The 26,182-nt window shown below is 52.1% G+C and carries 31 protein-coding genes; 1 reads left to right on the plus strand and 30 read right to left on the minus strand.

From position 1 onward, the window contains the following. Positions 1 to 219: 219 nt before the first annotated feature. From QYL91_RS17150 to QYL91_RS17245, 20 genes are all read right to left on the minus strand, one after another. Entirely contained in the window at positions 220 to 801 is a 582-nt protein-coding gene (locus tag QYL91_RS17150) for a hypothetical protein (RefSeq protein ID WP_302083103.1), read from the minus strand. 2 nt (positions 802 to 803) lie between these two features. Continuing rightward, complete coding sequence (locus tag QYL91_RS17155) at positions 804 to 1,370, minus strand: hypothetical protein (protein WP_302083105.1); 567 nt, start codon at positions 1,368 to 1,370, stop codon at positions 804 to 806. A gap of 6 nt (positions 1,371 to 1,376) precedes the next feature. Then, complete coding sequence (locus QYL91_RS17160) at positions 1,377 to 2,066, minus strand: DNA cytosine methyltransferase (protein ID WP_302083108.1); 690 nt, start codon at positions 2,064 to 2,066, stop codon at positions 1,377 to 1,379. Between the two features lie 151 nt (positions 2,067 to 2,217). Further along, entirely contained in the window at positions 2,218 to 2,583 is a 366-nt protein-coding gene (locus tag QYL91_RS17165) for a hypothetical protein (protein ID WP_302083110.1), read from the minus strand. A 2-nt stretch (positions 2,584 to 2,585) separates the two neighbouring features. Then, positions 2,586 to 2,876 carry a hypothetical protein gene (locus QYL91_RS17170; RefSeq protein WP_302083113.1) on the minus strand — a complete coding sequence of 97 codons (291 nt, stop codon included), beginning with the start codon at positions 2,874 to 2,876 and terminating at the stop codon, positions 2,586 to 2,588. A 148-nt stretch (positions 2,877 to 3,024) separates the two neighbouring features. Further along, positions 3,025 to 4,269 carry a DNA cytosine methyltransferase gene (locus QYL91_RS17175; protein WP_369685638.1) on the minus strand — a complete coding sequence of 415 codons (1,245 nt, stop codon included), beginning with the start codon at positions 4,267 to 4,269 and terminating at the stop codon, positions 3,025 to 3,027. Between the two features lie 106 nt (positions 4,270 to 4,375). Then, positions 4,376 to 4,627, minus strand: coding sequence for a hypothetical protein (locus tag QYL91_RS17180; RefSeq protein ID WP_302083115.1), 252 nt, complete (start codon positions 4,625 to 4,627; stop codon positions 4,376 to 4,378). A gap of 60 nt (positions 4,628 to 4,687) precedes the next feature. Continuing rightward, entirely contained in the window at positions 4,688 to 5,983 is a 1,296-nt protein-coding gene (locus tag QYL91_RS17185) for a DNA cytosine methyltransferase (RefSeq protein WP_302083117.1), read from the minus strand. A 121-nt stretch (positions 5,984 to 6,104) separates the two neighbouring features. Beyond that, a complete protein-coding gene (locus tag QYL91_RS17190; RefSeq protein ID WP_302083119.1) occupies positions 6,105 to 6,983 on the minus strand; it encodes a DNA adenine methylase in 879 nt (292 codons plus the stop codon). Between the two features lie 293 nt (positions 6,984 to 7,276). Continuing rightward, positions 7,277 to 8,194, minus strand: a complete 918-nt coding sequence (locus QYL91_RS17195) for a hypothetical protein (RefSeq protein ID WP_302083121.1) — start codon at positions 8,192 to 8,194, stop codon at positions 7,277 to 7,279. Continuing rightward, the gene (locus QYL91_RS17200; protein ID WP_302083123.1) at positions 8,194 to 8,913 is read right to left on the minus strand and encodes a hypothetical protein; all 720 of its coding nucleotides are present in this window, start codon (positions 8,911 to 8,913) and stop codon (positions 8,194 to 8,196) included. The genes QYL91_RS17195 and QYL91_RS17200 overlap by 1 nt, the downstream gene beginning before the upstream one ends. Before the next feature lie 37 nt (positions 8,914 to 8,950). Beyond that, positions 8,951 to 9,475, minus strand: coding sequence for a hypothetical protein (locus QYL91_RS17205; protein WP_302083124.1), 525 nt, complete (start codon positions 9,473 to 9,475; stop codon positions 8,951 to 8,953). 368 nt (positions 9,476 to 9,843) lie between these two features. After that, the gene (locus tag QYL91_RS17210; protein WP_302083126.1) at positions 9,844 to 10,194 is read right to left on the minus strand and encodes a hypothetical protein; all 351 of its coding nucleotides are present in this window, start codon (positions 10,192 to 10,194) and stop codon (positions 9,844 to 9,846) included. A 3-nt stretch (positions 10,195 to 10,197) separates the two neighbouring features. Beyond that, entirely contained in the window at positions 10,198 to 10,701 is a 504-nt protein-coding gene (locus QYL91_RS17215) for a hypothetical protein (RefSeq protein ID WP_302083128.1), read from the minus strand. Between the two features lie 1,043 nt (positions 10,702 to 11,744). Then, complete coding sequence (locus QYL91_RS17220) at positions 11,745 to 12,818, minus strand: hypothetical protein (protein WP_302083130.1); 1,074 nt, start codon at positions 12,816 to 12,818, stop codon at positions 11,745 to 11,747. Between the two features lie 60 nt (positions 12,819 to 12,878). Continuing rightward, positions 12,879 to 13,358, minus strand: a complete 480-nt coding sequence (locus QYL91_RS17225) for a hypothetical protein (RefSeq protein ID WP_302083132.1) — start codon at positions 13,356 to 13,358, stop codon at positions 12,879 to 12,881. A 136-nt stretch (positions 13,359 to 13,494) separates the two neighbouring features. Beyond that, positions 13,495 to 13,875: a hypothetical protein gene (locus tag QYL91_RS17230; protein ID WP_302083134.1), complete on the minus strand. Its 381-nt coding sequence runs from the start codon at positions 13,873 to 13,875 to the stop codon at positions 13,495 to 13,497. A 75-nt stretch (positions 13,876 to 13,950) separates the two neighbouring features. Next, positions 13,951 to 14,364 (minus strand): GNAT family N-acetyltransferase, encoded by a 414-nt coding sequence (locus QYL91_RS17235; RefSeq protein WP_302083136.1) that lies wholly within the window; start codon positions 14,362 to 14,364, stop codon positions 13,951 to 13,953. Positions 14,365 to 14,451: 87 nt separating this feature from the next. Further along, positions 14,452 to 15,009: a hypothetical protein gene (locus QYL91_RS17240; RefSeq protein WP_302083138.1), complete on the minus strand. Its 558-nt coding sequence runs from the start codon at positions 15,007 to 15,009 to the stop codon at positions 14,452 to 14,454. A 108-nt stretch (positions 15,010 to 15,117) separates the two neighbouring features. Continuing rightward, positions 15,118 to 15,645: a hypothetical protein gene (locus tag QYL91_RS17245; RefSeq protein WP_302083140.1), complete on the minus strand. Its 528-nt coding sequence runs from the start codon at positions 15,643 to 15,645 to the stop codon at positions 15,118 to 15,120. Between the two features lie 144 nt (positions 15,646 to 15,789). On the opposite strand from QYL91_RS17245, the gene QYL91_RS17250 reads away from it, so the two are divergent. Next, a complete protein-coding gene (locus QYL91_RS17250) occupies positions 15,790 to 16,110 on the plus strand; it encodes a TRAM domain-containing protein (RefSeq protein WP_302083142.1) in 321 nt (106 codons plus the stop codon). Here QYL91_RS17250 and QYL91_RS17255 read toward each other — a convergent pair. The 10 genes from QYL91_RS17255 to QYL91_RS17300 form a co-directional block, all read right to left on the minus strand. Further along, on the minus strand, positions 16,107 to 16,571 hold the full coding sequence (locus QYL91_RS17255) for a hypothetical protein (RefSeq protein ID WP_302083144.1): 465 nt from the start codon (positions 16,569 to 16,571) through the stop codon (positions 16,107 to 16,109). The two genes, QYL91_RS17250 and QYL91_RS17255, sit on opposite strands and share 4 nt — an antisense overlap. 182 nt (positions 16,572 to 16,753) lie before the next feature. Then, positions 16,754 to 17,125 (minus strand): hypothetical protein, encoded by a 372-nt coding sequence (locus tag QYL91_RS17260; RefSeq protein ID WP_302083146.1) that lies wholly within the window; start codon positions 17,123 to 17,125, stop codon positions 16,754 to 16,756. A gap of 25 nt (positions 17,126 to 17,150) precedes the next feature. Beyond that, positions 17,151 to 18,047 (minus strand): hypothetical protein, encoded by an 897-nt coding sequence (locus tag QYL91_RS17265; RefSeq protein WP_302083148.1) that lies wholly within the window; start codon positions 18,045 to 18,047, stop codon positions 17,151 to 17,153. Between the two features lie 30 nt (positions 18,048 to 18,077). Next, positions 18,078 to 18,584 carry a hypothetical protein gene (locus tag QYL91_RS17270; protein WP_302083149.1) on the minus strand — a complete coding sequence of 169 codons (507 nt, stop codon included), beginning with the start codon at positions 18,582 to 18,584 and terminating at the stop codon, positions 18,078 to 18,080. A 160-nt stretch (positions 18,585 to 18,744) separates the two neighbouring features. Next, positions 18,745 to 19,026 carry a hypothetical protein gene (locus QYL91_RS17275; RefSeq protein ID WP_302083150.1) on the minus strand — a complete coding sequence of 94 codons (282 nt, stop codon included), beginning with the start codon at positions 19,024 to 19,026 and terminating at the stop codon, positions 18,745 to 18,747. A gap of 6 nt (positions 19,027 to 19,032) precedes the next feature. Next, positions 19,033 to 19,908 (minus strand): hypothetical protein, encoded by an 876-nt coding sequence (locus QYL91_RS17280; RefSeq protein WP_302083152.1) that lies wholly within the window; start codon positions 19,906 to 19,908, stop codon positions 19,033 to 19,035. A gap of 595 nt (positions 19,909 to 20,503) precedes the next feature. Next, positions 20,504 to 21,541, minus strand: coding sequence for a hypothetical protein (locus tag QYL91_RS17285; protein WP_302083154.1), 1,038 nt, complete (start codon positions 21,539 to 21,541; stop codon positions 20,504 to 20,506). Between the two features lie 107 nt (positions 21,542 to 21,648). Beyond that, positions 21,649 to 22,956: a hypothetical protein gene (locus QYL91_RS17290; RefSeq protein ID WP_302083156.1), complete on the minus strand. Its 1,308-nt coding sequence runs from the start codon at positions 22,954 to 22,956 to the stop codon at positions 21,649 to 21,651. 35 nt (positions 22,957 to 22,991) lie between these two features. Beyond that, complete coding sequence (locus QYL91_RS17295) at positions 22,992 to 23,570, minus strand: hypothetical protein (protein ID WP_302083158.1); 579 nt, start codon at positions 23,568 to 23,570, stop codon at positions 22,992 to 22,994. Positions 23,571 to 24,974: 1,404 nt separating this feature from the next. Continuing rightward, positions 24,975 to 25,994, minus strand: a complete 1,020-nt coding sequence (locus tag QYL91_RS17300) for a transcription initiation factor IIB (protein WP_302083160.1) — start codon at positions 25,992 to 25,994, stop codon at positions 24,975 to 24,977. Positions 25,995 to 26,182: the final 188 nt, after the last annotated feature.

Raw genomic sequence — 26,182 nt, forward strand, 5'->3', positions numbered from 1 at the left:
ATAAAAACACTGGGGAGTTATTTCGATTATTGGGAATAGTCCTAGTCCGAAATCCGGGAAGCCAATGTTTTCATGTCTCCTCGTCATACGGGAAAATGTATGTCGCAGCAAGAGTCAGCACCACGCGCAAGTAGTACTACAGATCACTCTGAAGAAACTTCAGCAAGCGGCGTGAAAGAAACGATCGACCGATGTTGGAAAGAAATCACAGACGAGTAATCATTTCCCGAGTTCACTGAGTTGCAACTGGTTGGAATCACCAGGCGTCCCAGATTGTTCACTTGCTGGTGCTTTACTTGGCGCTGCATTTCCAGTTGCTTCATATCGAAACGCGCCATTCACCACACCCATTAACAAATCCTCTTCACGCAATTGATCTTCTGTTTCTTTCTCATCTAACACCGTTTCACTACGATTTGACGGCAGATACGCCTTCACACAGTGACGGTCGTATTGTTGCGGGTTTTTCTGTCTGTGAGACTGCGTACCAGATGGATGACCGGATTTCAGGATTGGCATGCAGGTCACGGCAACTGCATCAAGAAATGCAGTGAGATCCACAGTTTCATCTGCCTCGCCGAAGATTTCACGGAATGATTTTCCATCGGGTAATGTGTCGTCTTTCACAACACCCAACCGCAGTGGAGCGTCCGTCACGAGAAGTGGACACGCTCCCGAGAATTCTAAGAAATCAACACTCCACCCATGCGGCAAATTTCCTTCTAGATATTGGTACAGCGATTGTCTCGTTGTCGGGTTCGGCAAACTAGGATATGGTGCAAGACGATGATCTTCCGGCATGGTTAATCGAGGATTTCTTGAAAAACGTTTGTTGACCCAATGTATGCAAGCGTATCACCAGTCGCGCTAGAATTCACTAAGTCAGCTAGAACTGTAGCGGTTTTGCTTGGTTCTGGCGCATCATGCACAGCACCGATAACAGTTCCGGGATCGCTAATGCGTTCTGGCGAGATGGACACTTCAGCAAGAGTATCATATTCCGGAGCCTTAGCACCACCACGCGATTTGTCTTTCATACGATCTACAATCAGTGACTGTGACGCCGGAATATACGTTGTTCGCACAATGACATCGTAGTTTTTCTCAGCTGAGAGGGTTTCCTTCATTACGAGTCCATCCCATGTCACAGGGTCATATGGTTCCTCTTGAGGATCAACGATTGCTCCATCAGGGTAATGTATTCGTCCAGCATCGTCAGTGTTCCCTGTTTTTCGATACTTCAAACTCTTCGTAGCAACGTCAGCGTCGTACACAGGGTGTATGGTTCGAGCTCCACGAAGCGTCAACCCAGCGTGACCGAAGAAGTCGTCGTTTGGCGGTGTTGAATTAAGTGTGCTTGCAGCTGGCATTGTGAATCACGCGAAATTAGTGAGGTGTTGTTGGCTCCCGTTGTCACTGGCAGGTTCGACTCCGTCCACAGATGGACAGTGGTGAAGTAGGTGTTGGACGTATCCTTTCGGTATGGCGCTTCTCACAGCGGTCTTCCCCCATTCACTAGGAACGCCTTTTGCTTCAGCGACGTTTGTGTATGAGTCTCCAATCCCTTTCTCCATGTTTAACACGCTTTCACCGTCGCCAATAGCGTCTGGACACGGGAAGCTCGTCTCAAAATGCCTCTCAAGGTCGAAATCGTATCCAACGCCGAAGCCATTAATTCGCGTTGGCTCGTGGAGGTCACCACAACTGCTCACGTTCTCGATGATGTAGTGGTCCGGTTCTAGGTAGTGGATTACGCCACGAACGTTTAGGTCGTAGAACGTGTCATGCACTTGTTTCGGGTTATCATGATGGACATATGATAAGTTCGAGTAGGCTTGGCACGGCGGTGACAACCACATCAAGTCGATTTCGTCGTTGAAGAACACCTCAACAAGTGACGTGATGTCACTGGCATCCATCTGGAAGAAATGCCCTGGGTATTCACTGCTGTAATCTTCGACATCGACTCCAACATGGTTCATCCCGAGCTCATGAAGAGCATGCCCAACACCACCGGGTCCGCTATACAAGTCAAGAACCGTTGTACCTGGATATGATTGTTTCATAGTGAAGGTGGAATGCTGTAGAGGGCGCTACGTGTGGGCGGCGCGCACTCACGTCGCAGCAATGGGCGCGCCGTACCACTCTCTGAGGTGAGAGTGTCACCCTCACTGCTTTTCGGGAACAGCTGAATCTATGGGGTTTCAGAAAGGAACTCTAGTACGGTGTCCATGTGACTGTTACACCGTCATCTGCGGGTTCGATGTCGTCGATGCGACCGATATGGTTTGCGTCTGCGCCGTCGAATGACTCGAGGCGAGCGGCTGGCCGAGGCCGATGGTCGTCATGTAGTGAGACACGGAGATATTCAAGCGAGGTACTCCAGTCAGTTGGATCAATGCTGTCTGGGTCATCAAAATTCACAAGAACACCATCGTCAGTCTCATCCACGCCCCAGACTTGAAGAGCATCGATGTCGTGATCAGCGGCGTCCGTTTTGAAATGGACTGTGTCTCCCGCAGATAATTCATTAAGCGCATTCATCAACTCGCGTGCTTCTGGTCGAGTGAGTGTTTCAGGCATTGTTAGTAGGTGTTTGCAGGTGCAGGGTGGTTGGTGATGTAGTCCGTTGCGAAATTAGTTGCAGCATCAAGATCATCGAAAAACTCGACGTTGTCTTCATCGTCTTTGCTGTACGGGTGTTGAACGCCGATTTGTTTGTCTGTAACCTCTTCCATTCCGGTTCCAGTGACTCGGTACACGATAACTTCAGCGCTAGTCTCCGCATTTCGCCACCCAACTTCGACATTCTGGTATTCTTGTCCCGATACATCTTCGTCATCGAGTTTGGTCCACGGAGATGGTGTGTCGGTCATGATGTGATCAATTGAACTGGTATAGTTGCTTCTGATAGATATAGATTTGGAGATTAGTAGAAATCTGTACGGCGTAGGTGGGTGCGCCGCGTCTTCACGAGTGGCTTTGGACGCGGCGCACCAGGCGGAATTAGCTGTGTAAATCGTTCTACGGCGGGTTTGGGACACGACCACCATTTGGTGGCGTGTACCCTCTGAGGTCGTATGGCACCTCTCTATTTGAGAGCGCGCTCAGATTCCGTTTTACGCCAGCTGCAACGCATCGTTGGAGGCGCGGCGGCACTGCATTCCCAGCGACACGGAACTGCGCTGTTTTCGGCCCGTGAAATTCGAAGGAATCTGGGAACCCTTGCAGACGTGCAACTTCACGCACCGTTAACCGACGTGCCGATTCAGCATCACCAGCATAATGAATTGGCGGCGTCCCATTTGAGACTGACATCGTTGGCGCTGGGACATCCGGAGCTAACCGTCGCGCAGTCACAGAATCTTTTGTTTCCCCCTGAGAGAATTCGGCAAAGTATTCACGCGTCTCCGCAGTATGCGCCGCCGGCTCGTGATTTGGAATTGTACCTACGAGACGTGTTTCTGCACACTCCTCAATTGTTTTGTCGTTTCTCGGGTGTGGCAAATCATCGATCGCATCATGCGTCGTAACGTACGATGAGAGTTCGGTTGCAGATGACGCCAGTGTCTGTTGTTTTCCAGCAGCGTGCGTCTGCTGTGGGAACCAGTATTTCGCTGTTGTGTTGGCACCACTTGGCACCGCCATCGCTATAAGCCGTTCACGATGTTGCGGCACACCGTATTTCGCGGCATCCAGAACCTCCCATTCCAAGCAATACCCATTCGCCCAAAATGCATCTTCTAAGTACTCCATCACCGCCCCATCAGCGTTGTGCGCCATCCCAGGTACGTTCTCCATCGTGACGACAGCTGGCTTGATACGATTCACCCAGTCGATGAACGTCTCTATGAGTGTGTTCTCATCACGAAGGACATCGGTTGCACCACGCGCATCAGAGAATCCCGTACATGGCGGACTCCCATGCACCCAGAGAATATCGTTCAACGTATACTCTGGAACCATGTGTTCACGAAGAACGTGCAATGAGATATCCGTGAGATCATGCTGTACAACGGGATGGTTGAAATTCCGCCGGTAGGTCTCAACAGCCTGTTCGTTATGGTCAACGCCAAGAGCGATTTCAACGTCAGGAGTGAAGAGCATCCCGAGGCTTGCGCCGCCACCCCCGCAAAACAAGTCAAGAGCAGGGATTGGGCCATTCCCACGAACGTAATGACTCCCAGTCCCAGGTGCAACACCTTGATCTGGTTGTTCTATGCTCGTGACATCCGTGTCGCTGTACCGTGGCGGCATCTGTTTAGTCATGAGTAGTCATTTGGAAAGTAAGTAAGTCTCGACTCGGGTGATCAGCCGGCGATGCGCGGTCACACTATCACTTTTGTGCCGCGCATTCGCCACGTAACTCAGTGATTCACGCCGTGAGCCGAGATTTGAGTTCAGCGCGTTGTTCAGCACTCACGTCGACGTTCGGGAACGTGATTTCGAACTCCACATCAGTTTCATTCACAACGTGTATCGTCATCTCCACAGTCGTGTTGGCGCCCAGATTAAGGACCTCGGCGACGTCTTCAGAAAGTTCGAGCTCAGCACCATCATTGGCGGCCGCTGCGAGTTCGACAGTTTGTTCATCAAGTACTGTTGCAGTGTTGGATTCGTTACTCATTCGTGTCTCACTCTTGAGTTTTCACGGGACGATTGTAAGCCTCAGCCTTCCGTACTGGCGTTAACAGAATTCTGACGAGATGTGTTCGCCGATGATTTTCATCAGCTGTGGTGGGACAGCGTTTCCGATTTGCTCTGCTTGTGTTGTGATTTCACCGCGTGTCCCGCCACCACCTTTTTTCGGGCCGGTGAACCGGAACCAATCAGGGAACGTTTGGAGTCGCGCCAGTTCCCGGTTCGTCAAACACCGATTCATTGTTGGATGAACGTAATCTGACGGCACCCCAGTGATAGTTGGCGCCGGCGCATTCGGATCCAACCGGCGCTGACTCGCCTTCTTCGTCCCAGCATTATCCAACTCCGTCACGTTCTGTCCCGGTGATAACCGCTTAAATCGCGCTTCGACCGCCTCCGTATGCGACGGCGGGCTGTGATTCCGCTCTTTCGCGCGGTCAGTCTGCACCGGAAGCACATCTCCAACCGTTCGATACGCCGATAACGTCTCCCCGAACAACGTCTCCTGCGCAGTCGGCGCATGCGTCGGGTCAGGCAACGACGGCGACCCAGCAGCATCAGCGCGAACAGCGACCACGATGAGCCGTTCTCGCGTTTGCGGCACCCCGTAATCCGCAGCATTCACCTCTGTGATCGCAACATCGTACCCGATGTCGTCGAACTCTTGGCGGAGACGCGCCGTGTGCCCGCCGTCCTTGAAGCCTGGCACCTGCTCCATCGTCACGATGCGCGGCTCAAGATCAGCAACCCACTCGATCGTCTTCCACGTCAGCTCATTCCGCTCATCATCAGCTTTCTGAAGCCCGGCCCGCGAGAACCCCTTACACGGCGGCGACGCGTGCACCCACGTTGGCTGCGGCACCCGAAGTGACTGACTCGTATCAGCCAAGTCCACGCGCCGACACTCGTCAAGATTCACCGTGTGGGCAAGCCGCGCATTCGCGTCGTGCTCTACGCCGACTACAGCGAACCCAGCGTCAAGCATCCCCAACGCAGCGCCGCCCGCACCGCTGAAGAGATCCACAGCGATCGGCCGCTCCTGTCGTTCCTTCAGTTGGTTACTCGGTTCTGCGAGTGTGTACTCCAGCGCCGTCTGGTACGCGGCTTCTTTCGGCGGCGCAGTATCAGGGAGTTTCGGTCGTCGCGGATCAGAAACAATCGGATTCCCAGTTGTTCTCACCTCTAACCGTTTGACACGCATCGCATACCGGAACTTGTCTTCGAACGTTGCTGATTCCCACTTCCACCGGTCAGCCCAATTCAGACTGTCCGCAATCTGTTCAAACAACGCCGTGACAGCGTCCGTGCCGCTGTAGACAGTGATACAATCCCAACACGCCATGCAATCCGAACGAACCTCATCGAGAAGTGCCGGTGTTGGACTTGAGCAATGTACGGGTCAACGCGTCCGCCGCACTCCGAACACTGCACGCTGTCGCTCGCCGTGTCAGCAGCGACAGCACTCATGCAAGATCACCGAGCGTGGTTTGCTCAGCATCAGTGAACGTCTCGTTCGTTTTTGGATCGAAATTCAACAGTAGGCGCTCAGTGACATCGCGTTGTTGACTCCCCATCCGACGCGCTGTATCCTTTTCGACGACGTAGAACTCGTCTAAGTCGAACACCGCAGGGATGTCCTCGTAGGAAATCAGGCATTTCCCGTCAATGTTACTGATAGCACGCGCAAATCGTTCTTGATTGAACGCAATCCCGTAGGTATCTTCCTGATCCACGTATGGCGGATCACAATAGAATATCGAGTTTTCCGTGTCGTAATTATCGAGAATATCGTGCCAGTCGCGGTTCTCGATTGTTACTTCTTGGAATCGTTCAGCGAATTGTTTCAGTTGTTGGCGCGCGTTGTGGAATGTCCGTGACGCTGGGTATTTTGCTCCGGTTTTTAACCCGGCCACCGAGTTTAGTTTCCCCATCATCTGCATCTGTCGTAGCACGTAGAATCGGCCTGCGTGCTCAATGTCATCATTCGGGCGTTCTCCATCCATCCACGTGGTTGCCCAGTCCTCGTACAGCGACCGTGCGTAGGGCACTCGGTGTAGCCATTCGATGAGTGCATCAGGCTGGTCACGTAAAACTCGGAAAAACGTCGTCACGTCGCCGTTAGCATCGTTGATGACTTCACTGGGGCTTGGCTCTTTATTGACGAGGACAGCGGCACTCCCAGCGAAAGGCTCTACGTAACATCGATGGTCTGGTAAGTGGTCAAGAATCCAGTCAACATGGTCACCTTTCCCGCCGGGATACGGGAATACTGTTTGCGTGTTTCCCGGTGGGTCTTGTGATTTGGTTGTTGACGTGGCTGTGTCAGTGTTCACAGCAGTCATTCGCTCTAAAATCTCGAATTCAGCATCAACTGGAATATAGTAAATTTCGGGGCCAGCCCAGACAATCGTCCCGCCTTGGCATCGTTCTGCGATGAATTCCGGATTTCGGTGTTTGAGTGGTTCTGGCTGCGCATATTCGTCGCATAGACGGCTAATCGGGAGTGAATCTACGGAAACGATGTCACCAGAGTTCTTCAAGTACACGTCAGTTGGAGACTCAAACAAGAGGAGTTTGTCACACCCAGACACTGTTTCCATAGTCCCGACGTCGAGTTTTTGATTCGTAGCCATTGTTAAAGAAGTTCGTTGACTTTGTTCTGAGAGGCTTCTTGATCTGTGCTATTTGGTGTTTCCCATGCTTCTGAGAGAGTGCTCTGGTTTGGATCAGGTTGTTCGTCTGGTTTTTCTTTGTTGAATTCGTTGGCGAAGGGAGTGAGTTGATAGTTGGCTTGGTATGCGAGATACTCCATTTGAATAGCAGTGAGAGTAGCTATCTCATCGCCAGAGGGATAATCAAATGAGTGTTGAATCCAGTCATTTCCAGCGACTTTCCCGTATTGACCAGGCGCAGTTTCGAAGGTCCCGGCATCAATTGAGTCGAGGAACGGGTCTTTTTCTCGGAGGGCATTGATTATTTTCTTGCTACATCCCATTCCGAGACCGTGAATCCATTTGTGATCACCGACGACGTCCCGGAATGTTTCTGCTGCTTTGATTTGTTTTTCTGCACCAGCGTCTTTGAGGCCTCCAATTGCAAAGTGAGAGAATTGAGCGTAGAAATCTTCGTATTTCAGGTAATGTTTGTCGTGTGGTGGTTGCATTGGGATGATGATTTTCGCGCGGCAGTCTGAGTTATCATAGAGGTCGAGGAATTCAATAATTGATTCGTGTGTGCGTTCAATGTCACCCCAGTAGTCTTTTGGAATCACCCACTGAACGTCGAGTTCAATTGCTTTCTCGATGACGTCTCTGTTTGTGAGTGAGGGGTCATTGATGCTTGAGTCAAGCATCAATTCTTGCGCACTATCCCGGATTCGTTCTGTTGCTTTATCAGCGGGGACAAGCCGGTATGGATAATCGTATCTGTCGTTTTGAGTTCCGCCAATCCAGATTTTGCAGATATTGTTGTGACGGAGGATTTTCTGTAGAGCGTTTTTCTTCCGGGAAGCGGTGATAGTGTCGAGGAGATCGTCAAATGATTTGTTAGACATTAGAGTTCACCCCCGAGTCGTTGAGTCGGTTTGAACGGTGGTTCTAGCTCCCAGAGATCTTGTTGGGGGACAAGTGCGGTTGTGTCTGAACCTCGTTCAGTGAGGATTCCACTGTGATAGAGGAGTGTTTTGAATTGATAGACAGCTTGCCCGGAGTAGTTTTCAGGATGAGTGAGTTGGTGGTGTTGCGGGTTGGTTGTATCTATATCGCTGGATTCTCGGATGAATTCGTCTCCGATGGTGTAGTCGTGTTGGAGTGCGAAATCGAGTAGTTGTGGGAGAGTGATTGGCCCTGTTTTCTCAAGAAGATCGATGATTTCTTGTGTTCGATTATAGTTGGAAACAGCGACGGTTGTGGCAGTTGCACATGGCTCAGGAATCGCGTCGATAAATCGTTCTGATGACCCTTTGAGACTAGCAAAGAGTGTGAGTAGTTCTTTCGCGGAATGCGTTTCCGTGCAGTTACTGACGAATTTTCGACCTATGGAGGTGAGGTTTGCATCACAGTCAATGAGACCGAGGGCTTCTGCACCATCTCGAGCACGGCCACACATGGACACCAGACGGTTGTTGATGAGATACCCAGTGTCTGCATCTGCGGTGACAGCAAGGGGAACCCCAACGTAGTTTTTTGGATGGTTGAACGTGAGCTGTGAAAGTTCTTGTTTCGGTTCGGTGTTACGTGCGACTGGGGCAGTGTAATTGGGACTAGAACTCATAGTGTGAAGTATGGTGTATTACTCGGTGTGGGAGCGGTTACGCCTCTGAATCGGTACTTGCGGTATCGTCGTTCATCCCACGTTCTTTAGCGGTTTTCTGCCCGTCAATGACAGTGTCTGCGAGATCAGGACGACCAGGATTAATGCGGACGTGACCGTTCGGCATCCCGAAGTCCACTGCGACATCAACGTGCGCGCCAGCAGCTGCCCACACGTCGTGTATCCCGATGCTTACTTCGAGCGTTGCATCTTCGTCTTCAAGATAGAATTTGTGCCGAATCGATTTTCGACCGTTGCCATGAAATGGAAAATCAACAACGAACGGGAACCGGTCGTCGGTCGGATCTGACTGCGGATCGCTAGTAGGTGCAGATTCAGCTTTCTTATAGTTCTTATACTCCTTTCCTGACGAGTCAGCGGGCACACTAAATGATTCTAAGTGTGATTGTGTCTGGTGAGCAGTCATAGTACTGAGTGTTTTGATTTTGGGAATGTCTCCGGTGGGCTCGGTCTGGGTGAACGATGCAGAGCCGCGCGTGCCTTCATCGAATTTTAACGGCACGCGCGGCAACCCGTGTCAAGAAAAGAGTTCCTGAGTCGGTTAAACGACGGAGAACGCGTCTAAGTAGACAGTCGAGAATGCGCCATTCTCAGCGCAGTTTCGGCCGAATGAGATATTTGCACGTTCATCTCCACAGAGTACGTACCAAGTTGCTTCACGGTTAGCGTCTTCAGCAAGACGTGGTTCGTAGGCACGGAAGGCCCATGATTCACCATCCAAGTTCGTGAACGCATTCCACGGCCAGATGTCTGTTTCAACACGTGCGTTCGTAACACGAGCAGTTGTTAACCCACCAAAGGTTCGTGCTCGTACTTCGATAGTAGCACCGGATTCGATGCGGTCACGAAGTGCAGGTTCTTGGATAGACATTATTCCTCTAAAGAGGTGTTAGTGAGGTCAGCGACGAGATCGTCAGCAGGTTCGACTTCATCAGGCGCGTCATGGATGTGTTCGGGGACAAATTCAGCGGTTGTCTCTACGATGAGCTCTTCTGAATTAGAATACCACGACTTGTACAGACCACGGAATTCGCCTGTGGCTGCATCCGCGTACGCCGCGACTACGATATCGGTATCAATGTCAGCAATCACATCAAGGACGCGCACCCACCCTTCTTCAGGGTGGTTGAAGAACACTGCATCCTTGATGAATGGTGCTGCGTCTTTGAGTCGAGCATGTTTCACGTTCTTGTAGTCTGCTGGGAGTTCAGGGATTGTCATTGGTTACACCGTGATAGGTTCTGAAAACACATCAACGTCTGCAATTCCGGTCGTTGAATGCTGTGTGAAGAATTCTTCGCGTACAGTGTCTTTCCACGTTGTGAATTCTTCAGTGCCGACGTTGGGATCGTCGGGTGATTTCAATTCAGATGCATCTCCAGCGTGGAGTTTTGCCCACTCTACTGTGTCGAGTCGAACCGTTTCGTTGTCAGTCTGAAGAAAGAGTGTTCCAGACTCCTCGTTACACCCAACAATGGATGCAGCTGATGCTAAACTCACGAGGCTATCAAGCACTTTTGAGAGATTCCGATACATTGCACATGGAATCCCGATGACTTTCGCATCGTGATGGACAGTAGACCACGGCATAATAGGCCTGTTGTCCTCGTCAACAAACTGTTCGTTGTCGTTTATCCAGCCACCTTCACGAAGCACGTCGAGAGCATCATCGAACGATGCATCGTTGTTAAAGACGAGTGTTCCTTTGGTAGTTGTGTAGGTACTCATGATTATTGGGACGGGTGCCGTGACGGGTTCACTATCCCTTGCGGTTCCAGGGGTGTGTGTCCGCGCGTGGCCTCACTTTGAGATTATGGCCACGCGCGGCACCCTCTGAGCGTTACTTCACAGAAGAGGGACCACCTGTTAGTTCGTAAAAATAGTAGTGTTCACGGCCACACACGTCACATTCCATGTATTTTGTTATTCCAGGTGTGTTAGCTTCGCCATGTGGACCACGTCCCTGTTCGTATCGGTCGTGCTCTAGGTGTCCGATGCAGTCATCTGGATGTGAATGCTCGTCGATTCTGTCTGATTCTTCAGTTGCCATGAATCTCACTGGCACGGTTTGTGTGCCATCACGGCGTTCCGCCGGGTCCGCAGTCGCGCCGGCGGCACGCCGCACCCAGAGTGTATCGCGTGCCGCCGCGCCGCGCCCATACGATGAGTTACGTTTTCATTCGCTGGTGTGGAAGCCTTCTCTCCCGCGGTTTACCGCGGGTAGAGAACGCGGCGCGGCACCACCGCTATGCTAGTTCATTGATGTTGCCAAGCGAGGGCTTCCGCGCGAAACACGGCTTCACTAAGTGACTCATAGACAGTGTTCACAGCTGGATCCTCACCACCAACGCCATACGTGACACGGTATTCCCCGGCCGTAGTTTGGGAGTCCTGCCCGATCGTGATGAGTCGATCATCGTCGGTGTGTGGGATCCAGAGAGCAGGCGTTGGCTCAGCTTCGTAACTGCTAACCTCCCAACCTGACGGGAGATGAAATTGCACAGTCGCAAGATCAGTTGGCGTGCTACTCGGTCGTGTCGATGACTCTGAGTCGTGCATTTGTATCACTACGGCGCGGGGAACGCGCCCGCGAACCGCAGTTGGATGTCTCGGGTTCGCGGCGCGCACCTTCCGAAATTGGCGTTCACAGAACTGATGAAATCGCACGACGTCGTTGCGACGTCGTGCACTCGACCATGGGTGCGCGCCGCTTTTCACTAGGAGTTTTTCAGAATGCAGGAGACGGCAAAAAGAAACGAAGGTTGGCCACCTTAAGGTAGGTTGAGTACGTGAGTTAGCGTGTCACTGTTGAGGCGGTGAAGTGCAATTTCGTACCGGAGACGGTCTGGAATGTTGAGATATTCGATGTCCCAAAGGTTCATTTCTGGGTTATCTAGGAGTTTCCAAGCTGTATCGGATGGGAATCGACGTAATGCATCTTGATACTGAGCGCCCTTTGCCGGGCGGTCAATGACTTCTCGGAAAGTGATCCGCATATCAGCTTTGTATCCGGGCGCGTCCTTCCACTCAATTTTTCGTCCTGGTCGGCGTTTTTGCTCCTCAATGGAGACGACACCCTGTCGGTCTACGCCGCACATTTTCGGATTAAGGAAATCAGCGATTTCACTAGCCGTCCAAAATCCATCGTCACGCCCATCATGCGTGTCCAGTGGGAATTTGAAATCGTCTTGCTCTTCTGCACGGAATACGCCTGCTATTTGTCGCGGTTTCGGGGACGCACCTTTCGACCCGCGCTCCAACAGCACCGTTTTTTCATCACCAGATGGGAAATCACGAACATATCGATACAAGTGATGACACCCTGTGCGACAGAATCTGATTTCGATAGCAGTGTTCGCCTGTCGTTCAATCCGGATAGGTTTCCCTGAAGACTTCCCGCAATTCGGGCATTCCCGAGATGATGCATCTGGCGTCCATTTGTGGATGAGATCCAGTCGATTTTCGTCGAGTTTTTCAACGTGCTTGAATCGTGTGATGAGATGTTCACTGGACATCTCATCAGCATCATCCGGGATTGTATCACCCCAAGCAACTCCAGCGATATCCGACTGCTGTTTAATCACCCCACCGATAAGACGACCTTGTGTGCCGTCTTCACCGACAGCTAGGAGAGGATTATGGAAGAACCCGAATGATCGGTCCAAGACGACGTATTCTACACCTTTTATCCAGAGGACATCTCCTCTACTACAGTCGTAGAGGTCGTCCGACGTTTCAATTGTTTCAATGATGCGAGTGTCGTCTACTTCAGGGAGGGTGTATTCATCATTATACGATACATCACCAAGCGAAATTTGCGTTGAATTTGAGTTTGATTTTGACATGGTGTAGGAATTCAGAAGTGGCTGGTTGCAGTTGTTGAATGAACACCGGTGTTGGAATTCTCAGATACTCTTGGAGGGGGTGTTACAGCGTTTGCATTTAATCACGCCGTGTTTTGGGTCGATGACAGCCTGTGCTTGTGATCCGCAGTCTGGACACCGAAGATCCGCTTCATCCAGTGTGAAGTCGTACAATTCACGGAATTTTTCAAGACAGTGCTGACAGTACCGCTCTGGTGTTTGCATCTTGGTTTTCGGGTGCAGTAACGATTCTCGCGTATGTTTGAACATTTTCGTTGGTACTGTCAGCACGCCTTTGTCAACGGTGTCACAGAGGACCTCGTCGTGGTGAAGGATGTGATTTGGATTCTCCGGGTCGCCGTGTGCGAATCCGTCCATCCATTCAGCATCGTATAGGTCATCCACGCCGGGACCAGCATCGTTGGTTTCAGCATCTGGATCAAGTTCGTGCTCGTCAATAACGCGTTCACGAGCAGCAGCCTTGATTTCGCCGTCGAAGAGTGCTTGATTACGTTGAGCCATGATTGTAGAGTCTTGTTTCGGGAGTTCGAAGTTGGGGAAACCGCGTGCGCGGCGGCCTCTATTCGATGTTTACGGGCCGCCGCGCACTGAACGGTGTTTTCCTGACGTTAAATCACCAATTAGAACGGGGAGGAAGTCAATCGTCTTGATATTCATCAGGAAGTGCGTCGACGAGATCGTCAGCAACGCTGAGAGCACGTTCGTTGCGTGCGTCAGAGTGCCCAACACTAGTGTATGCAAAGAGGAGCGGGACGACGAACTCATCGAAGACCACTTGCTGGAGATGCGGATGCAGATTCTCCAGCGTTGCATCGAGATGATTTCCACGAGTGAGCGCACCCGTGTTAGCGCCTTTTGCTAACCCTTCCAGGATGGCATCCGGATAATCCGACTCGATCGTTGTGGTGAGCTCAACGACTTCTTCGGTTTCCGCAGCTGCTGCATCCTGCGCAGCTGGTCGTGATGGATACACCGGTGCGTCGTTCGACTCGTCCGCAGTATCAATAACAGCGTACATAGTTGTTGTTTCCAGGGACCGTCGTGGCGCGGCGGCCTCTACGTGTTCCGGTCGGGCCGCCGCGCCCAGACAGTATTACAACGAGAGTTCGCCTTCGATAATCGGGTTGTCGTATCGTCGATGCGGGTACGGGCCAAGAAGCTCGTACCCTGCACGCCGCAAGAACCGTTCCACACGCGACGACGAGGCCTGCACCGTCACCAGAACGCGATCTATATCTGCCTCATCCGCGATTTCGAGCAGTGCATCATGCATACAGCGCGCGATTCCATACCCACGGAGTTTTTCGTCTAGCCAGAAATGATACACGTTCAGCACGGTTTCAGAACCGCGCTTAGTGCATTCGAATTCGATTTCTACACCAGACAGCGTGGATGCTCCAGTATCACCATCCCATGTGAGATGTGATCGTGCAGTTGCAACATCCCAGTCCCGACCACGGATTTTAGACGCTGTTGCTTCAGAAACTGCCTGTTGCGAACGCATCATAGTTTACCAGGGATTCTCTCACTGTATCAAGATAGATTCGATGGGGTGAAACCTAGTGATTGTGTTTACTTTGAGCGCAAGAAAATGTCAGTCGCGTTGTGGTTGATTCATTCGGGGTTTCGCAAACTCATCGCAGAATTCGCGTGCAGTATCACGAGTAGCCCGATAGGAGACAGTGTCTAACGTGTTAGCAATAATAACATCTATGTTGAGCCGTTCATCACGCGGTTCGTTAAGTTGGTACCCAATTCGACGAAGCAATTCATCACGGAGATTATTCCGATCGGTTTGATCCAGAATAGGAGCTCCAAATTGCTGACGAAGGTCTTCAATGAAAACACTCCGATCTTGGAGTGTAGAGAAGTTCTCCTGAAGACTTTCTTGGAGTTCTGAGAGTTGGTCAGGTGTGATAAATTCCTGTTTGTATGCGCCCTCAAGGAGTGTTTCAACGGTTTGAATTGCACTATTCATGTTACGCTCCACTTCGTCAGCTGATTGTTGGGAAAACACTGGGAATGACGGAGCATCAAATGTGATGTCCTCAATTTGCTTTCGCAAGTCTTCTGCTCCAGACGGCGGTGTTTCAAGGAATTCGCTGATGGTTGTGTCTTCGTCCAAGTCAGGTATTGTTGGGTTGTTAGTCATAGTGATGGAAGGTGAAATTGAATGAGTTACAGCTTGTATGGACTTGCTAGTTATTGCGTGACGATCGTATTGAATATTGGGTCGTTGTCCAGTTGGTAGTGTCCTATGTTACCCGATAGTGCGGGTTCGGCCGCAATTCGGGCAGGACTGCCGAGTTGACCCGGACGGACGCGTTCCTGATGATAAGTCCTCACCATCGACCTCTGGGCAGTACGGGCACCCATACCGCGTGTTTGGCTCGATAGGATCTACTGACGGCTGTCGTTCCTCGTCGGCTTCCTGAACAAGTGAGAGGACCTCAATGAGATTCCCGAACGCCCACTCATCGGTAGTGAATCGGAATCCTTCACCGAGACTTTGATTCCAGACGTAGATATTACTCTCGAACCCGTACAACATCACACGGAAGACAACCCACTCATCAGTTTGGGCGATGCGATTCACGTATTCTTCGTGAAGCGCATCGACTGAGAGGTCACTGTCTTCTTCGCTGTCCAACATTGGATTCGTCTCAACCAACTCATCGACACCGTCTTGTGAGAACGGGAGTGGGTGTTCTGTGATGGGCGTGAATAGACGCGGCCCATCTGGACCAATACTATTGCTGTCACCGGTTGTTGTATCAGTGTCGGACATTGTTGTGGAATTCGGCATGAGGGAACTTGAGGGTGTGGTGGTGCGCGGCGGCCTCACATCTCCTGTTGGACCGCCGCGCTACGCAGCCAGCATGCAGTTCACGTTGTCGGCATCCTTTTTATTTCTCGGATGAGTGATACCGGTATGGGACGCTACAATCCGCGCGAACATGATTCGTTCTTACGGTGTGAAAAAGAGGGATGTGGTGCGCGCAATGCTCCAGCAGATACTGTAGAGTACGATACTGAGTGTTGGCGTTGTGGAGAACCACTTGGTGGGAAACCTGAGGTTGGTGATGTCGTTGAAGTGGATGTTGTTGATGAAACTGAGCGCGGTGAAGCAGTTTGCAAAACCAAGAATGGGTTCGTATTGTTCGTGAACCGTGAGTTGGCGACGATTGAGGCAACAGTCCAGGTCACGGAAGTTGAGGAGACAAGTGGTCAAGCGGAAGTTGTTGAAACTTAAGTCTCAGGAGTCATTGCAGCGATTTCATCGTCGTATACTCCGGTGTTAACTCGTTGAATAAGATCACGTGCTGTGCTGAGCGCGTTTCTGTCTGTGTGTTCGTCGATCGTTTCGTGGTCAATTTCGCCGAGCCACGCGTTGTCCTCAAGTGCGTATGCACCAATGCTCACGCCATTTGGCGTATCTGCATTGTACGCGACTTCGACGCGCACATCGTGGTCGGGGTATTCCCGAGAGAATTCTCGGCAGAAAATCCCACCACCAGTATGTCGGACGTGACCGCCATCCCAGTCAGTTGGTGGTTCAACGTCCTCTTCGATGTCTTCTGGAGGAGTTGGCAACGGCGGCGTGTCTTCATTCCGCGCAGCAAGGAATGCCTCAATTTCGGTTTTCGGCACGGTGAACGTGTATGCGTTTTCATCTATTGTAGTGAGGGTGATTTCACCTTCACCATCAGACACCCCGATTTGAAGGCGACTATCACCGAATATGAGTCCGGCGTCATCTTCAAGAGAGACGTCAGGGTCGGCAGTGTCACTGAGGATGCGACGGTCAGCGGGGGGCGCAAAACTTTCAGGAACGTTACTGTCAGACGTGTCAGGTTGCTCTGTCATTTTAAAGCGTGAATTGGGTGTGAGAGGTGTTACTGGTCGGTGAAATTATCTCGCAGTGGTGCTATCATCACCGCACGAGTCCCGTCTGCGTCCATCGGATGCACGTCATATTCGGTGAGACGACCAGCAGATTGAATCGCATCTACAACAACATCGTGCATCCGTTCAACCGGGGTTACACCCCATGTCCCACTTGTTGGTGGCAGTACCTCAGCACCGTCTGTCTCATTGATAGTGATCGTTACACGGTTATCTTCTGCTTCGACATCCATTGAGACCATCTCAATGACTTGATCATCAAGCCGTGGTTTGATTTCCTCAATGTAACTGGCGATAGCATCACGAAGCGATTCGACTGACTCATATGCGCGTTCAGATGGTGTGGATTCTGTTTCGGACATAGTAGGTAGTAGTATTGTTGTGTTGTTATTCGTTGTGAAGAGCGTTATTGAGACGAGTGATAGCATCGGGGACGTCTGACTTCTTTGGAGCAGTATCGAGTGCGGGATCACTCCGGACAAACTCTAGAACAGTGTCTAAGGCATCTTTTGGAACGACTGTTTGACTTGCTTCGGTAACGTGTTTGAGGCCATCTTCAGTGATGGCATATTCATGTTCACACCCAACGCAGAAGACGATGTCATTCCCGTTATTGTCACGGCACGTTGGTGCGGTTTCCACGTGATCACCGCGTTTCTGAGATTCGAAATATGGTGTAACTTCATCACCTCCAGGTTGGATGTGCCCGAAGTACACTTCGTTCAGGATGATACTGAATCGTTCTTCACCGCAATCAGGGCATTTGAGCAACCCGGAATCCTCTGTTTTGTCAGTTGATGCAGAGTCCTCAATTATTGGGGTTTCCGATGGTGCTTCTAGTTCATCGAGGAGTTCTGCGCCAGTCATTGCGTTAACGTCATGCATTTCCCCCAGTTCAGCTTTGAACGTGACATCATCCCAGTTAAGATCGGATTCGTTGAGGCGGTTCTGCATGTCGCCAATAACACTTTGTTTGATTCCACTTGGATTATCTTCATGATGCCACTGCGAGCAAGTATATCCTCGCATCCCGAGAATGACATCCACTGTGGCATCCGAATTTGGCTGGTCAGCGATGTGAGATGCGACATTGTCACGATGCAGTTTGAGTGCTCCACGTAGCACGTCGTATGCGGCGTCGACGAGCTCTTGATGCGTTACTGGTATTGGAACACGCGCTGAGATAGACATCGTGATCTCGGTCATCGATTCGATGTGCTTGATTTTTATTTCGCTTGGCGGTACCTCACCGTAATCGCTGGATGTGCGTTCGTTGGAAGACATGATTGTGATTGGAAAGTCCGTGTGGCTCAGTTATGCGCGCGGCAGAATCCCGTTGCCCGCCATTGCTTTATGGACAGCGTGGATGACTCGTCGGACGTACATCCCGAAGAGCCGGCGGAATTCGTTCTTGAATTCTCGACGCTGGTCAGTAAGCCCCATCGGCAGGTCACACCGGAAATCGTACGCGAAACTCCCGATGTTCACCGGATTCCGATACCCACGCAGCTCTAAGATAATGCGTTCGTTGTACCGCGTGGTCGTCAACGTGAGATCATCACGCAACTCATCCGGTTCCTGCTCAAGCGCCTGCCGAGCAACTGTGGCGATGTGCTTGTTGATGAACCGCGAATCTTCGAATCCGCCGTTATCCAGGTAGTCACTAGCAAGCTCTCGCGCGAACGACCGATAATTCAACGCATCTAGGTCGTACTCGTCACGGTTAGGATACATCTCAACACTGAACGATTCGTCCATGTGTCCGGCGATACAGTCGTCAATCTCCGGGAGAGTCGGTTCTTCAGTTGGAGTTGCACTCATGATTCTGTGGGATGTGAGACGCCCGGGATGGGTGGTGTGGCCGGCGCGCTCTACTCCAAAGTGCGTGGCGCGCCGGCTACTACACCGAAGAAAACCACTTAGTAATCCGTGCTCGTTACAGGAAGTGGAGGAGTCCTCGCCCTTCAGGGCGGGGAGGACGTCAATCAGTAAGTGCAATCAACGGTGTGTACGTAGCGCTGGTTGTCCCCATGGTGTCTATACGAGCAATGGTACTCCCATCGCGTTTCAGGTAGTACACCCGGTCATTGAACTTCGACACAGTATCGAAGAGGACACTCCGAACTTGTTGACCTTCATTCGTTTCAGCGAAGATGTACTGGTCCTCGTCCAGTTCATTGATCTCCCAATCAATCTTGAACAGATTGAATTCCGGGAGTTGATTCGCCTCAACACCATCCGCAGTGTTTGTTTCTGTTGGCATACTGAATCACTCCTGTATGATTGAGGAAGTCACATCAGCCGAGTGCGAGTCGTGATCGAGATGATGCGCAGCGTAATCCAGAAGCAATCGCCGAAGCACGAACGGACTGGTTGTCGCCCGATTCAATGGGATGCGATCTCGCTTAAACCGCTGTTTGATGTTCCCCGCAGGAGTCTCATCACCGTCGAACGGGTCAGTATCACTCCGATCCAGGCGAAGTCCAGCCTGCGAAAGCAGTTTCGCGGTGTCACCAGGGTACCGAGCGATACCGTGCATTGCTGAGCCATCCAAGTACCCGTTCGGAAGATGGTACGGGAGCTCGTGATTATTGGCGAACTTTCGGAGTTTATTCATCGCATCCGTCCAGTGACCGTACCCGTATTGGCCGGTATCGAGTTCAGGCCGACCGCTTGACCAGTCTGCCCCAGTTAACTCAGTGCGTATCTGATCGATGATGGTGTCAAGCGCTTCGGTCTGCCTGTCAGTTTGCACTTGCAGGTCAGTAACGGGTTCTACGATCGCGTTTTCGAAGACGGCTTCAGAGCCATCCATCTCGTCAGCTGGCGTGGTTTTCGCGGGAAGAAACCCGACTGTCGTCGGGCCATCGAATCGGCGTTCGAGACCGAGAACTCCAGCGACGCCATGATGAAGACGGTCAGCCGGTAAGTAGTACAGGTAATATTCGGTGTCTGCGTTGGAATGGTTTGCACGACCGCCAACGAGTAGTTGTGGAGTGTCCGAATTGATAGTAATGCGATGCTGCCACGACTCAAGGTCGCGGAATGTATCAACAATTTCGGACGGTGTTTCCACCTCTAAGTCGGGGAGGGACGTTGGCTGTCCAACTGTCTTGAAATCGGTGAGGGGTTGATTTTGTGACATAGGTACTGAGTTGCTGTCTCGGTGGGTGTACTCTCCCGGGTGGTGTGCGCGGCGCCGGGTCTACCTGAGAGTGTTACCCGGCGCCCGCGCACTGTGCGGTTTGCACTATCGGAAAAGAGTGTGATTCGGATGAAAGCTCGGGATTACACGTAGTGAGTGATTGAATGCCCACGACTTTAGTCGTGGGATGAAAATCCGATTCTTTATGTTTGTCTGTCGTGTTGATTGGAGTGGACATGCGACATGCTGCTGCGGGGAACCGGGTCATGCTCAAGATGGCGACGATTCGGTCTCACCACTCACACTCACACACCTTCGCAGCCCAACCAGCAGCGGTTGGCATGTCACCCTACGACCACGCCACGGTGGCTGAAACCGCGTGGTCGGGCCGATGGCGCGGCCCGCTGCTCACGGTGCTGAACGCCCGTGAGACCCACGCCCTGTCGGGCGGGGTACGTCGAGCGGATACACTGAACACGCCACACCCTCACCGAGAGGGCCGAAGACGCATCAGCGAACCCGCAAGCTGACAGCCGGAGCCCTCCATCCGGGAGGTCTCACGGAGGAGTCCCACGACTTCAGTCGTGGGAGGACGTCAAAGATTGTCTCGAATCATCCGCATGATTCGGTAGATCTCATTACCGGTGACTTTCCACCCATACTGAGCTTTGATGAACTCTTCAGCACTGTCAGTACCGAAGTGTAACGTGATTTTGTGATCAGGGTCATCCGTGGACTCGTCATTGTTGGTAGTCCCAGTTGCTGATGGTACAGCTGTCCCTACGGGCTCAGGTTGCGGGCCACCCATGGAACCACTAACCATCGCTTCCATCGTACTATTTGCTTCCTCACGTTCTGCGGCCGTTGGTGGGAGCCCTTCAACCTCAAGCACGGCCCCCGAGTCATGAACGAATGTCGCATCGTACCGTGGGAGAAGAAATTCTGATTCAGAGGATTGCTTGCAAGCCGTTGTCACCCACTCGTCAGGAGTGGGTGTGATTTCATCATCAATGAGATCTCGCTCGAGGAAATGGCTTGCCGTTAGCATCTGCTGTGGGAGAATCAAGATATCCTCCGGGTTAGAACTTTCCCGCAGACGTTTGAGACGGCGTGCTTGACTGAGATGGAGTTCACTATCCTTGGAAATGATCTCCTGATTTGGTTTTACGTACCAGCTGAAGCCGGTATCAGATTGATCAGGGACGAGTTGGACTTTGATGAGTGGATTATCCGCTTTCTCAATTGAGAACCGCAAGATGTAGCCTGGGACATCATCCTTGTACTGCCCAATGCTGGTTTCTTCGATTTCTTCAGATTCACAGTGCACCCAAACTGTGATGTCATTGAGTGGCCACGGCGAATCGTGTTTGAGGTGATTGTAGAGGTTAGCGACCGTGAGTGGCTTCGGCGTCAACACGCTGTGTGGGATGCGTTCAGCGTCTTGTTTCCACATCTGGAGTGATAGCTCGTTCTGGAGTGTCTCGTCACGTGCTGATGGATCTGGTTCCATGGCGTCAACCATGGAGTCCATGTTGTTGGTGAGAAAATTGGAAGCGCGAGGGTTGAAATCGAACGATCCTGTGTATTCATTCGTCGATGGCAAGTCGTCGGAAGGGGAGCTAGAACGGGACATGTGTGGTGGTAGTGATCTCTGTGGTAAAGTGGTAAGGGTGGCTGGTGTGCAACGCTTCGCCCTCTTGTCTGGGCGCGTTGCACACCAGCACCTAGGAATTCAAGAAATCACTTTGGCGTTGGTTTCTCATCGACGCATCCGATAACTGCTTTTGCTTCACCGAATGGATCGAAAATATTCCGTTCTATGCGATTGTATCCGAGACGCCCCGGCATTGACGTCCCGTGGAATGTGAATTCGATAAACGACCCGCCTGGTTTCAACAAGAAGTCGAAGTTTTGCTTGGCGAGAGACGCGTGCCCGAGTTGATTCTTGTCGTAGCCTTCAATAGTAGTCACGTCACCGTTGGTGTCGAATCCGCCAAGTTGCGCTTGCTGTTGGCCAGTATCGCTATCCGCCTCTACATCTTCCAGCTGGTACGGTGTGAACGGGAGATTCCCGGGAAGAAACTCCACACTATATTCATTTGTCGTTGTGTGAACATGATACCCATCATACCGCAGATTGGATTGGTACAGGGACCATGGAGGATCGAAAATGATGACATCAAACTGTTCAGCTTCCGTGAGTTCTGTCGTTAATGCGGCGACATCCAGGTGGTAATCCGCCTCACGGTCCGGGTTAATGTCGTTCCTAACTATCTCAATGTCACGCTCAGCGCATTCTTCCTCACTGAACACCGGAGTGAATCCGGCAGTTGCATTCAACACACGATCGCCATCATCAATTTGTTCACGCACCCACCGTAGAATCGTTGCATCTTCAAACGTCTCTTTCTTGAACTCACCGACATCGAAATAATGTGTTTCAACGTCAGTCTCTGCGTATGGATACGTAGATTCTTCCTCCCCAACACTGAACGGGACAGTATCGTGGTCCGGGTGTAGGAAGGCGGTGTCATCCGGAAGAGAAACGTTATTGACTGGGTCTCGAGTGATGGAATCGGCTGCCGCCGAAATCACAGATGGAGTCGTCCCCTGCTCATACACGTAAGCGTATGAACCGCGATTTAACACGCAGTATCCATCACACACCAAGAGTTGGTCATCTGGGATTGGGATGAGTTCTCCGAGTTCAAGTGCGCCAGCCACATCGCTAATGTGCTTTGTTCCGACGTGGGACTGCCGCGGAGCATCGAGAAAATCAGATGAAGGCGCTGCCGCAGCGTCATGCTGTTCACCCGTGGTGAGTGTGACCTGTGGACCAGTTTGCACCGTGATGGTGTGCGACGTTTCAAAATCAGTTGCTGTCACCACGTACAGTGTGTTGTGCCACGTATCGAGGAGCCACGTCCCGGGTTGGACATGGTTAGTGTACCAAGTCAAGTCATCACGGATGCGATTTGGCGTGTACGGACTTTTGTTGGTGGCTGATGCGAGTTCGGACGCTGTAGAAGAGTGTGCTGATTGTGCCATTGAAAGAAGGGTTGCAAGCGGTTAATTATGAGCCGTTACGCGTTATCTGGGAGAGCGACGCTGTCGGTGTTCTGGAATTCGCGCTGTCCAATGAACTCGTCAGTGGACGATTCTCCGACTGCGAGGATGAATGTCTGGGCATCTGCTTCGTGGACATTGAGAACAGTAACTTCGGCACCCGTCTTCGGGTCGATAATTGTGTCACCGACATCGAGTTCTGCTGGCGACGTCGTCTCTGTGGCGTGTGTTTGATATCGGGTTTCAATGTTACTCGGCACGTAGAGATCCTGATATTCCGCCTCATGAGTGGTATCGAACCCAGTGATGAATATGCGTGTTGGCACCTCAAACCGTGGTTCAACACGGAATTCGTACCCGTTACTAGAGAGCAGAGAGAGGAGTTCGCCCTCTTGGTGAATCTCGTAGTCAACTAACTGTGCAGGGTTGTAGTCGTTGTTCTTGTTGAGTGTACGACGCCAGTCAGCAGTTTCGTTCACCGTGATTTCAAGACGTGTGTTGTCGTCGTGAGTTTGTTCACGGATTGTGCCTTTAGCGCCGACTAGTTCCAAAAGTTGAGTGATTCGGTCGCGGTCTTCCTGGTCGAAATTGAACATGGATAATTGGGTTAGGTGGGTGTCTTAGCTGTGACGTGGAAGCGGCGTAAATCTACGGATTTCCCGAATGAAGTGCGTATTTGGGAGTGTTTCCACGCACGGCGGGCGGTCACTTGAAAATGACTGCCGCCCGCCGTGCCTCGTTGCCGTGATCCTCCGAGTGATTGGAGATGGATTCGTGGCAAAAAGACCGTCACTGTCAGTGTCTTTTCTGCACTGCGAGTGACGCTGAGTCGCGGCGGCCGGCGCATTGCGCAGCCCGGAAAGTCCGGGCTGGCGCGCTACCGCGGCCTTGCTGTTCCACGGTGACGGCGTCGTCACCCGCACCTGCATACCAGCGCCACTCCGCAACCGTGGCTCCTCTTGCCTGTTCGTGGCACCACCGTTGTATGCCTTTCTCGCACGGTCACTGTCGTCACCGCCGTCTTGCCCCGTACCGCATCTGTCGTCGGCCGCCGTCGTTGCCACTGCCGTTGCCGCTCCCGTTGTTGTTGTGTTCGTTGCCTGTGGGTTACCGCCGCGGGGACCTCCGTTGACGCTCTGTTGATTGCCGTAGTTGCTGCTGTGCATATCGTAGATAGCGGTTTACCGGTGTCGTTTGTTGCTGGTGATCGGCTCGGCGTGGCTAGCTGCGTACAGACCGCTGTTTGCTGTTGCGGAAAGATCTTCGCAGGAACACTGATCTCGGAGGAACTGTTTGCTACGGCACGGCCACTCAGGTGTTGGTGCTGTCCGCGGAAGCTCACGGGCATCCTAGCTCGCGCATTGCGGAAAAAGAAGACGACGTTGGTTGGAGAGTGCCAGAGCATCGTAAGTGGTGTGTGCCGTGTTGCAGTGGTGTCTTCACGTCCCGCCCGGTTGCTCCACCGGGCAGGGCCGTGGGTTGCGGCGCGCTCACCCTCGCGTGTTTGCGCGCCGCACCCACGGCTGTGCTGGTCACATGTTGGCATTTGCTGACCTACGGCCGTGGAGCAGCCCCGAGGACGACCGCCAAGCCGTCGACGGGATGCAGAAGACGTCGTTGTCGTTGGATGTGGAAAGTCGCGGTGCCCGGTAGAGTCAGATGTTGTTGTAGTGGTGCAGTTCTGGGGTCTATAGTGCTTCCGCGACACAAGCAAAGTGTCGCGGTGCTACCCGTTCGTGTCGTGCTGTGCGGGCAGCGTGAGTTTCCACATCCAGCGACGACGGCGTCGGGTTCCTTGTGGCAAAAAATTAGTCTCTGTTGGCTGCGTCGAGGATTGCGGAGATAGTATGGCGTCGCATTGCTGCGTATATCGGCCAGCCTTCGGATTGGTACCAGTCAGGACCGCCGAAAGGTTTTGTTTGCCCAACTTGATGGAGCACAGCTTCAGCAGTGGCTTTCGCTTTCGCTTCAATTGATTCACCCATGATCTGAAGTGAGTGCTAGTCAGTTAGCCAGGTGATGTGGGCTTCTTCCATCAGTTCCTGGCAGCGTTTCCGGATGGTGACTTCGCTGATGTTGCATTCTTCAGCGATTTCACTCTGTGTATGGTCTTCGTTGGCGAGAACACTTCCAAAGTAGAGTGACGCTGCTGCGATGCCGGTTGGTGCTTTCCCGCTGTGCATCCCGGCATCAGTGATGTGATTAATGAGGATGCGGGCTTCCTCTTCAACGCGATTTGACGCGTTGATGTTGCTGCCGAACCGAGGGAGGTATTCCATCGGGTCTGCTGGTTGGACTTCGAGTTTTAGTTCTTTGACGATGTATCGGTAGGCGCGTCGAATTTCTTGCCGATCGACGCGTGCAACAGTTGTGAGTTCATCGAGGGTGCGGGGTTTCTCGTCGATTCGTGCGGCAGCGTAGAGTGCCGCTGTGGCGATTCCTTCGATACTACGACCTGGGAGAAGTTCTTCGTTGAGGGCGCGACGATAGATTACAGATGCGTTTTCTCGAGTGGTGTCTGGAATGCCGAGTGCTGAGGCCATCCGGTCAATTTCTCCAAGTGCCTGTTTCAGGTTGCGCTCTTGAGAGTCACGCGTCCGGAATCGTTCATTCCATTTTCGGAGGCGCTTCATTTTCTGGCGCTGATTGCTGGAGAGAGAATTCCCTCTCGCGTCTTTGTCACGCCAGTCGATGTTTGTTGAGAGCCCGTCATCGTGCATCATTTTCGTCGTTGGAGATCCGACGCGGCTCTTCTGGTCTTTTTCTTGTTGGTTGAAAGCGCGCCATTCTGGGCCGTGGTCGATGCGGTTTTCTTCGATGACGAGACCGCAGTCACTGCAAGTGCGTTCACCACGACCTTCGTTGATGATGAGATCTCCGTCGCATTCTGGGCAGGATGTGGTGTCGTTTTCGTTTTCAGTTTCTTCGGTTGTTGAGTGTTCGTCGTGTGTCTGTTGACGTGACGATGAAGATGAGTCGGTGCGTGTGCGGGTCCGAAGGTGTTGTCGATTGTCGGACATGAGTGATGTACTGAGCTGATTTTGTGGCGGTGGTGGATTTCGTGGCCCGCCAGTCCTGGGTGAAGTGCTGTGCTCGGGCGCTTCAGTAGATGTGATGGCGCCCGAGCACAGCGGGTTTCGCGGTGTTGTTAGTGATCGGTGCGGTGCGGGTTGTGCGTGCGCGTGCGCGCGACGCGTAACCCATGATT

The sequence above is a fragment of the Salinibaculum rarum genome (assembly GCF_030505615.1).
In the GTDB taxonomy this organism is placed as follows: Archaea; Halobacteriota; Halobacteria; order Halobacteriales; family Haloarculaceae; genus Salinibaculum; species Salinibaculum rarum.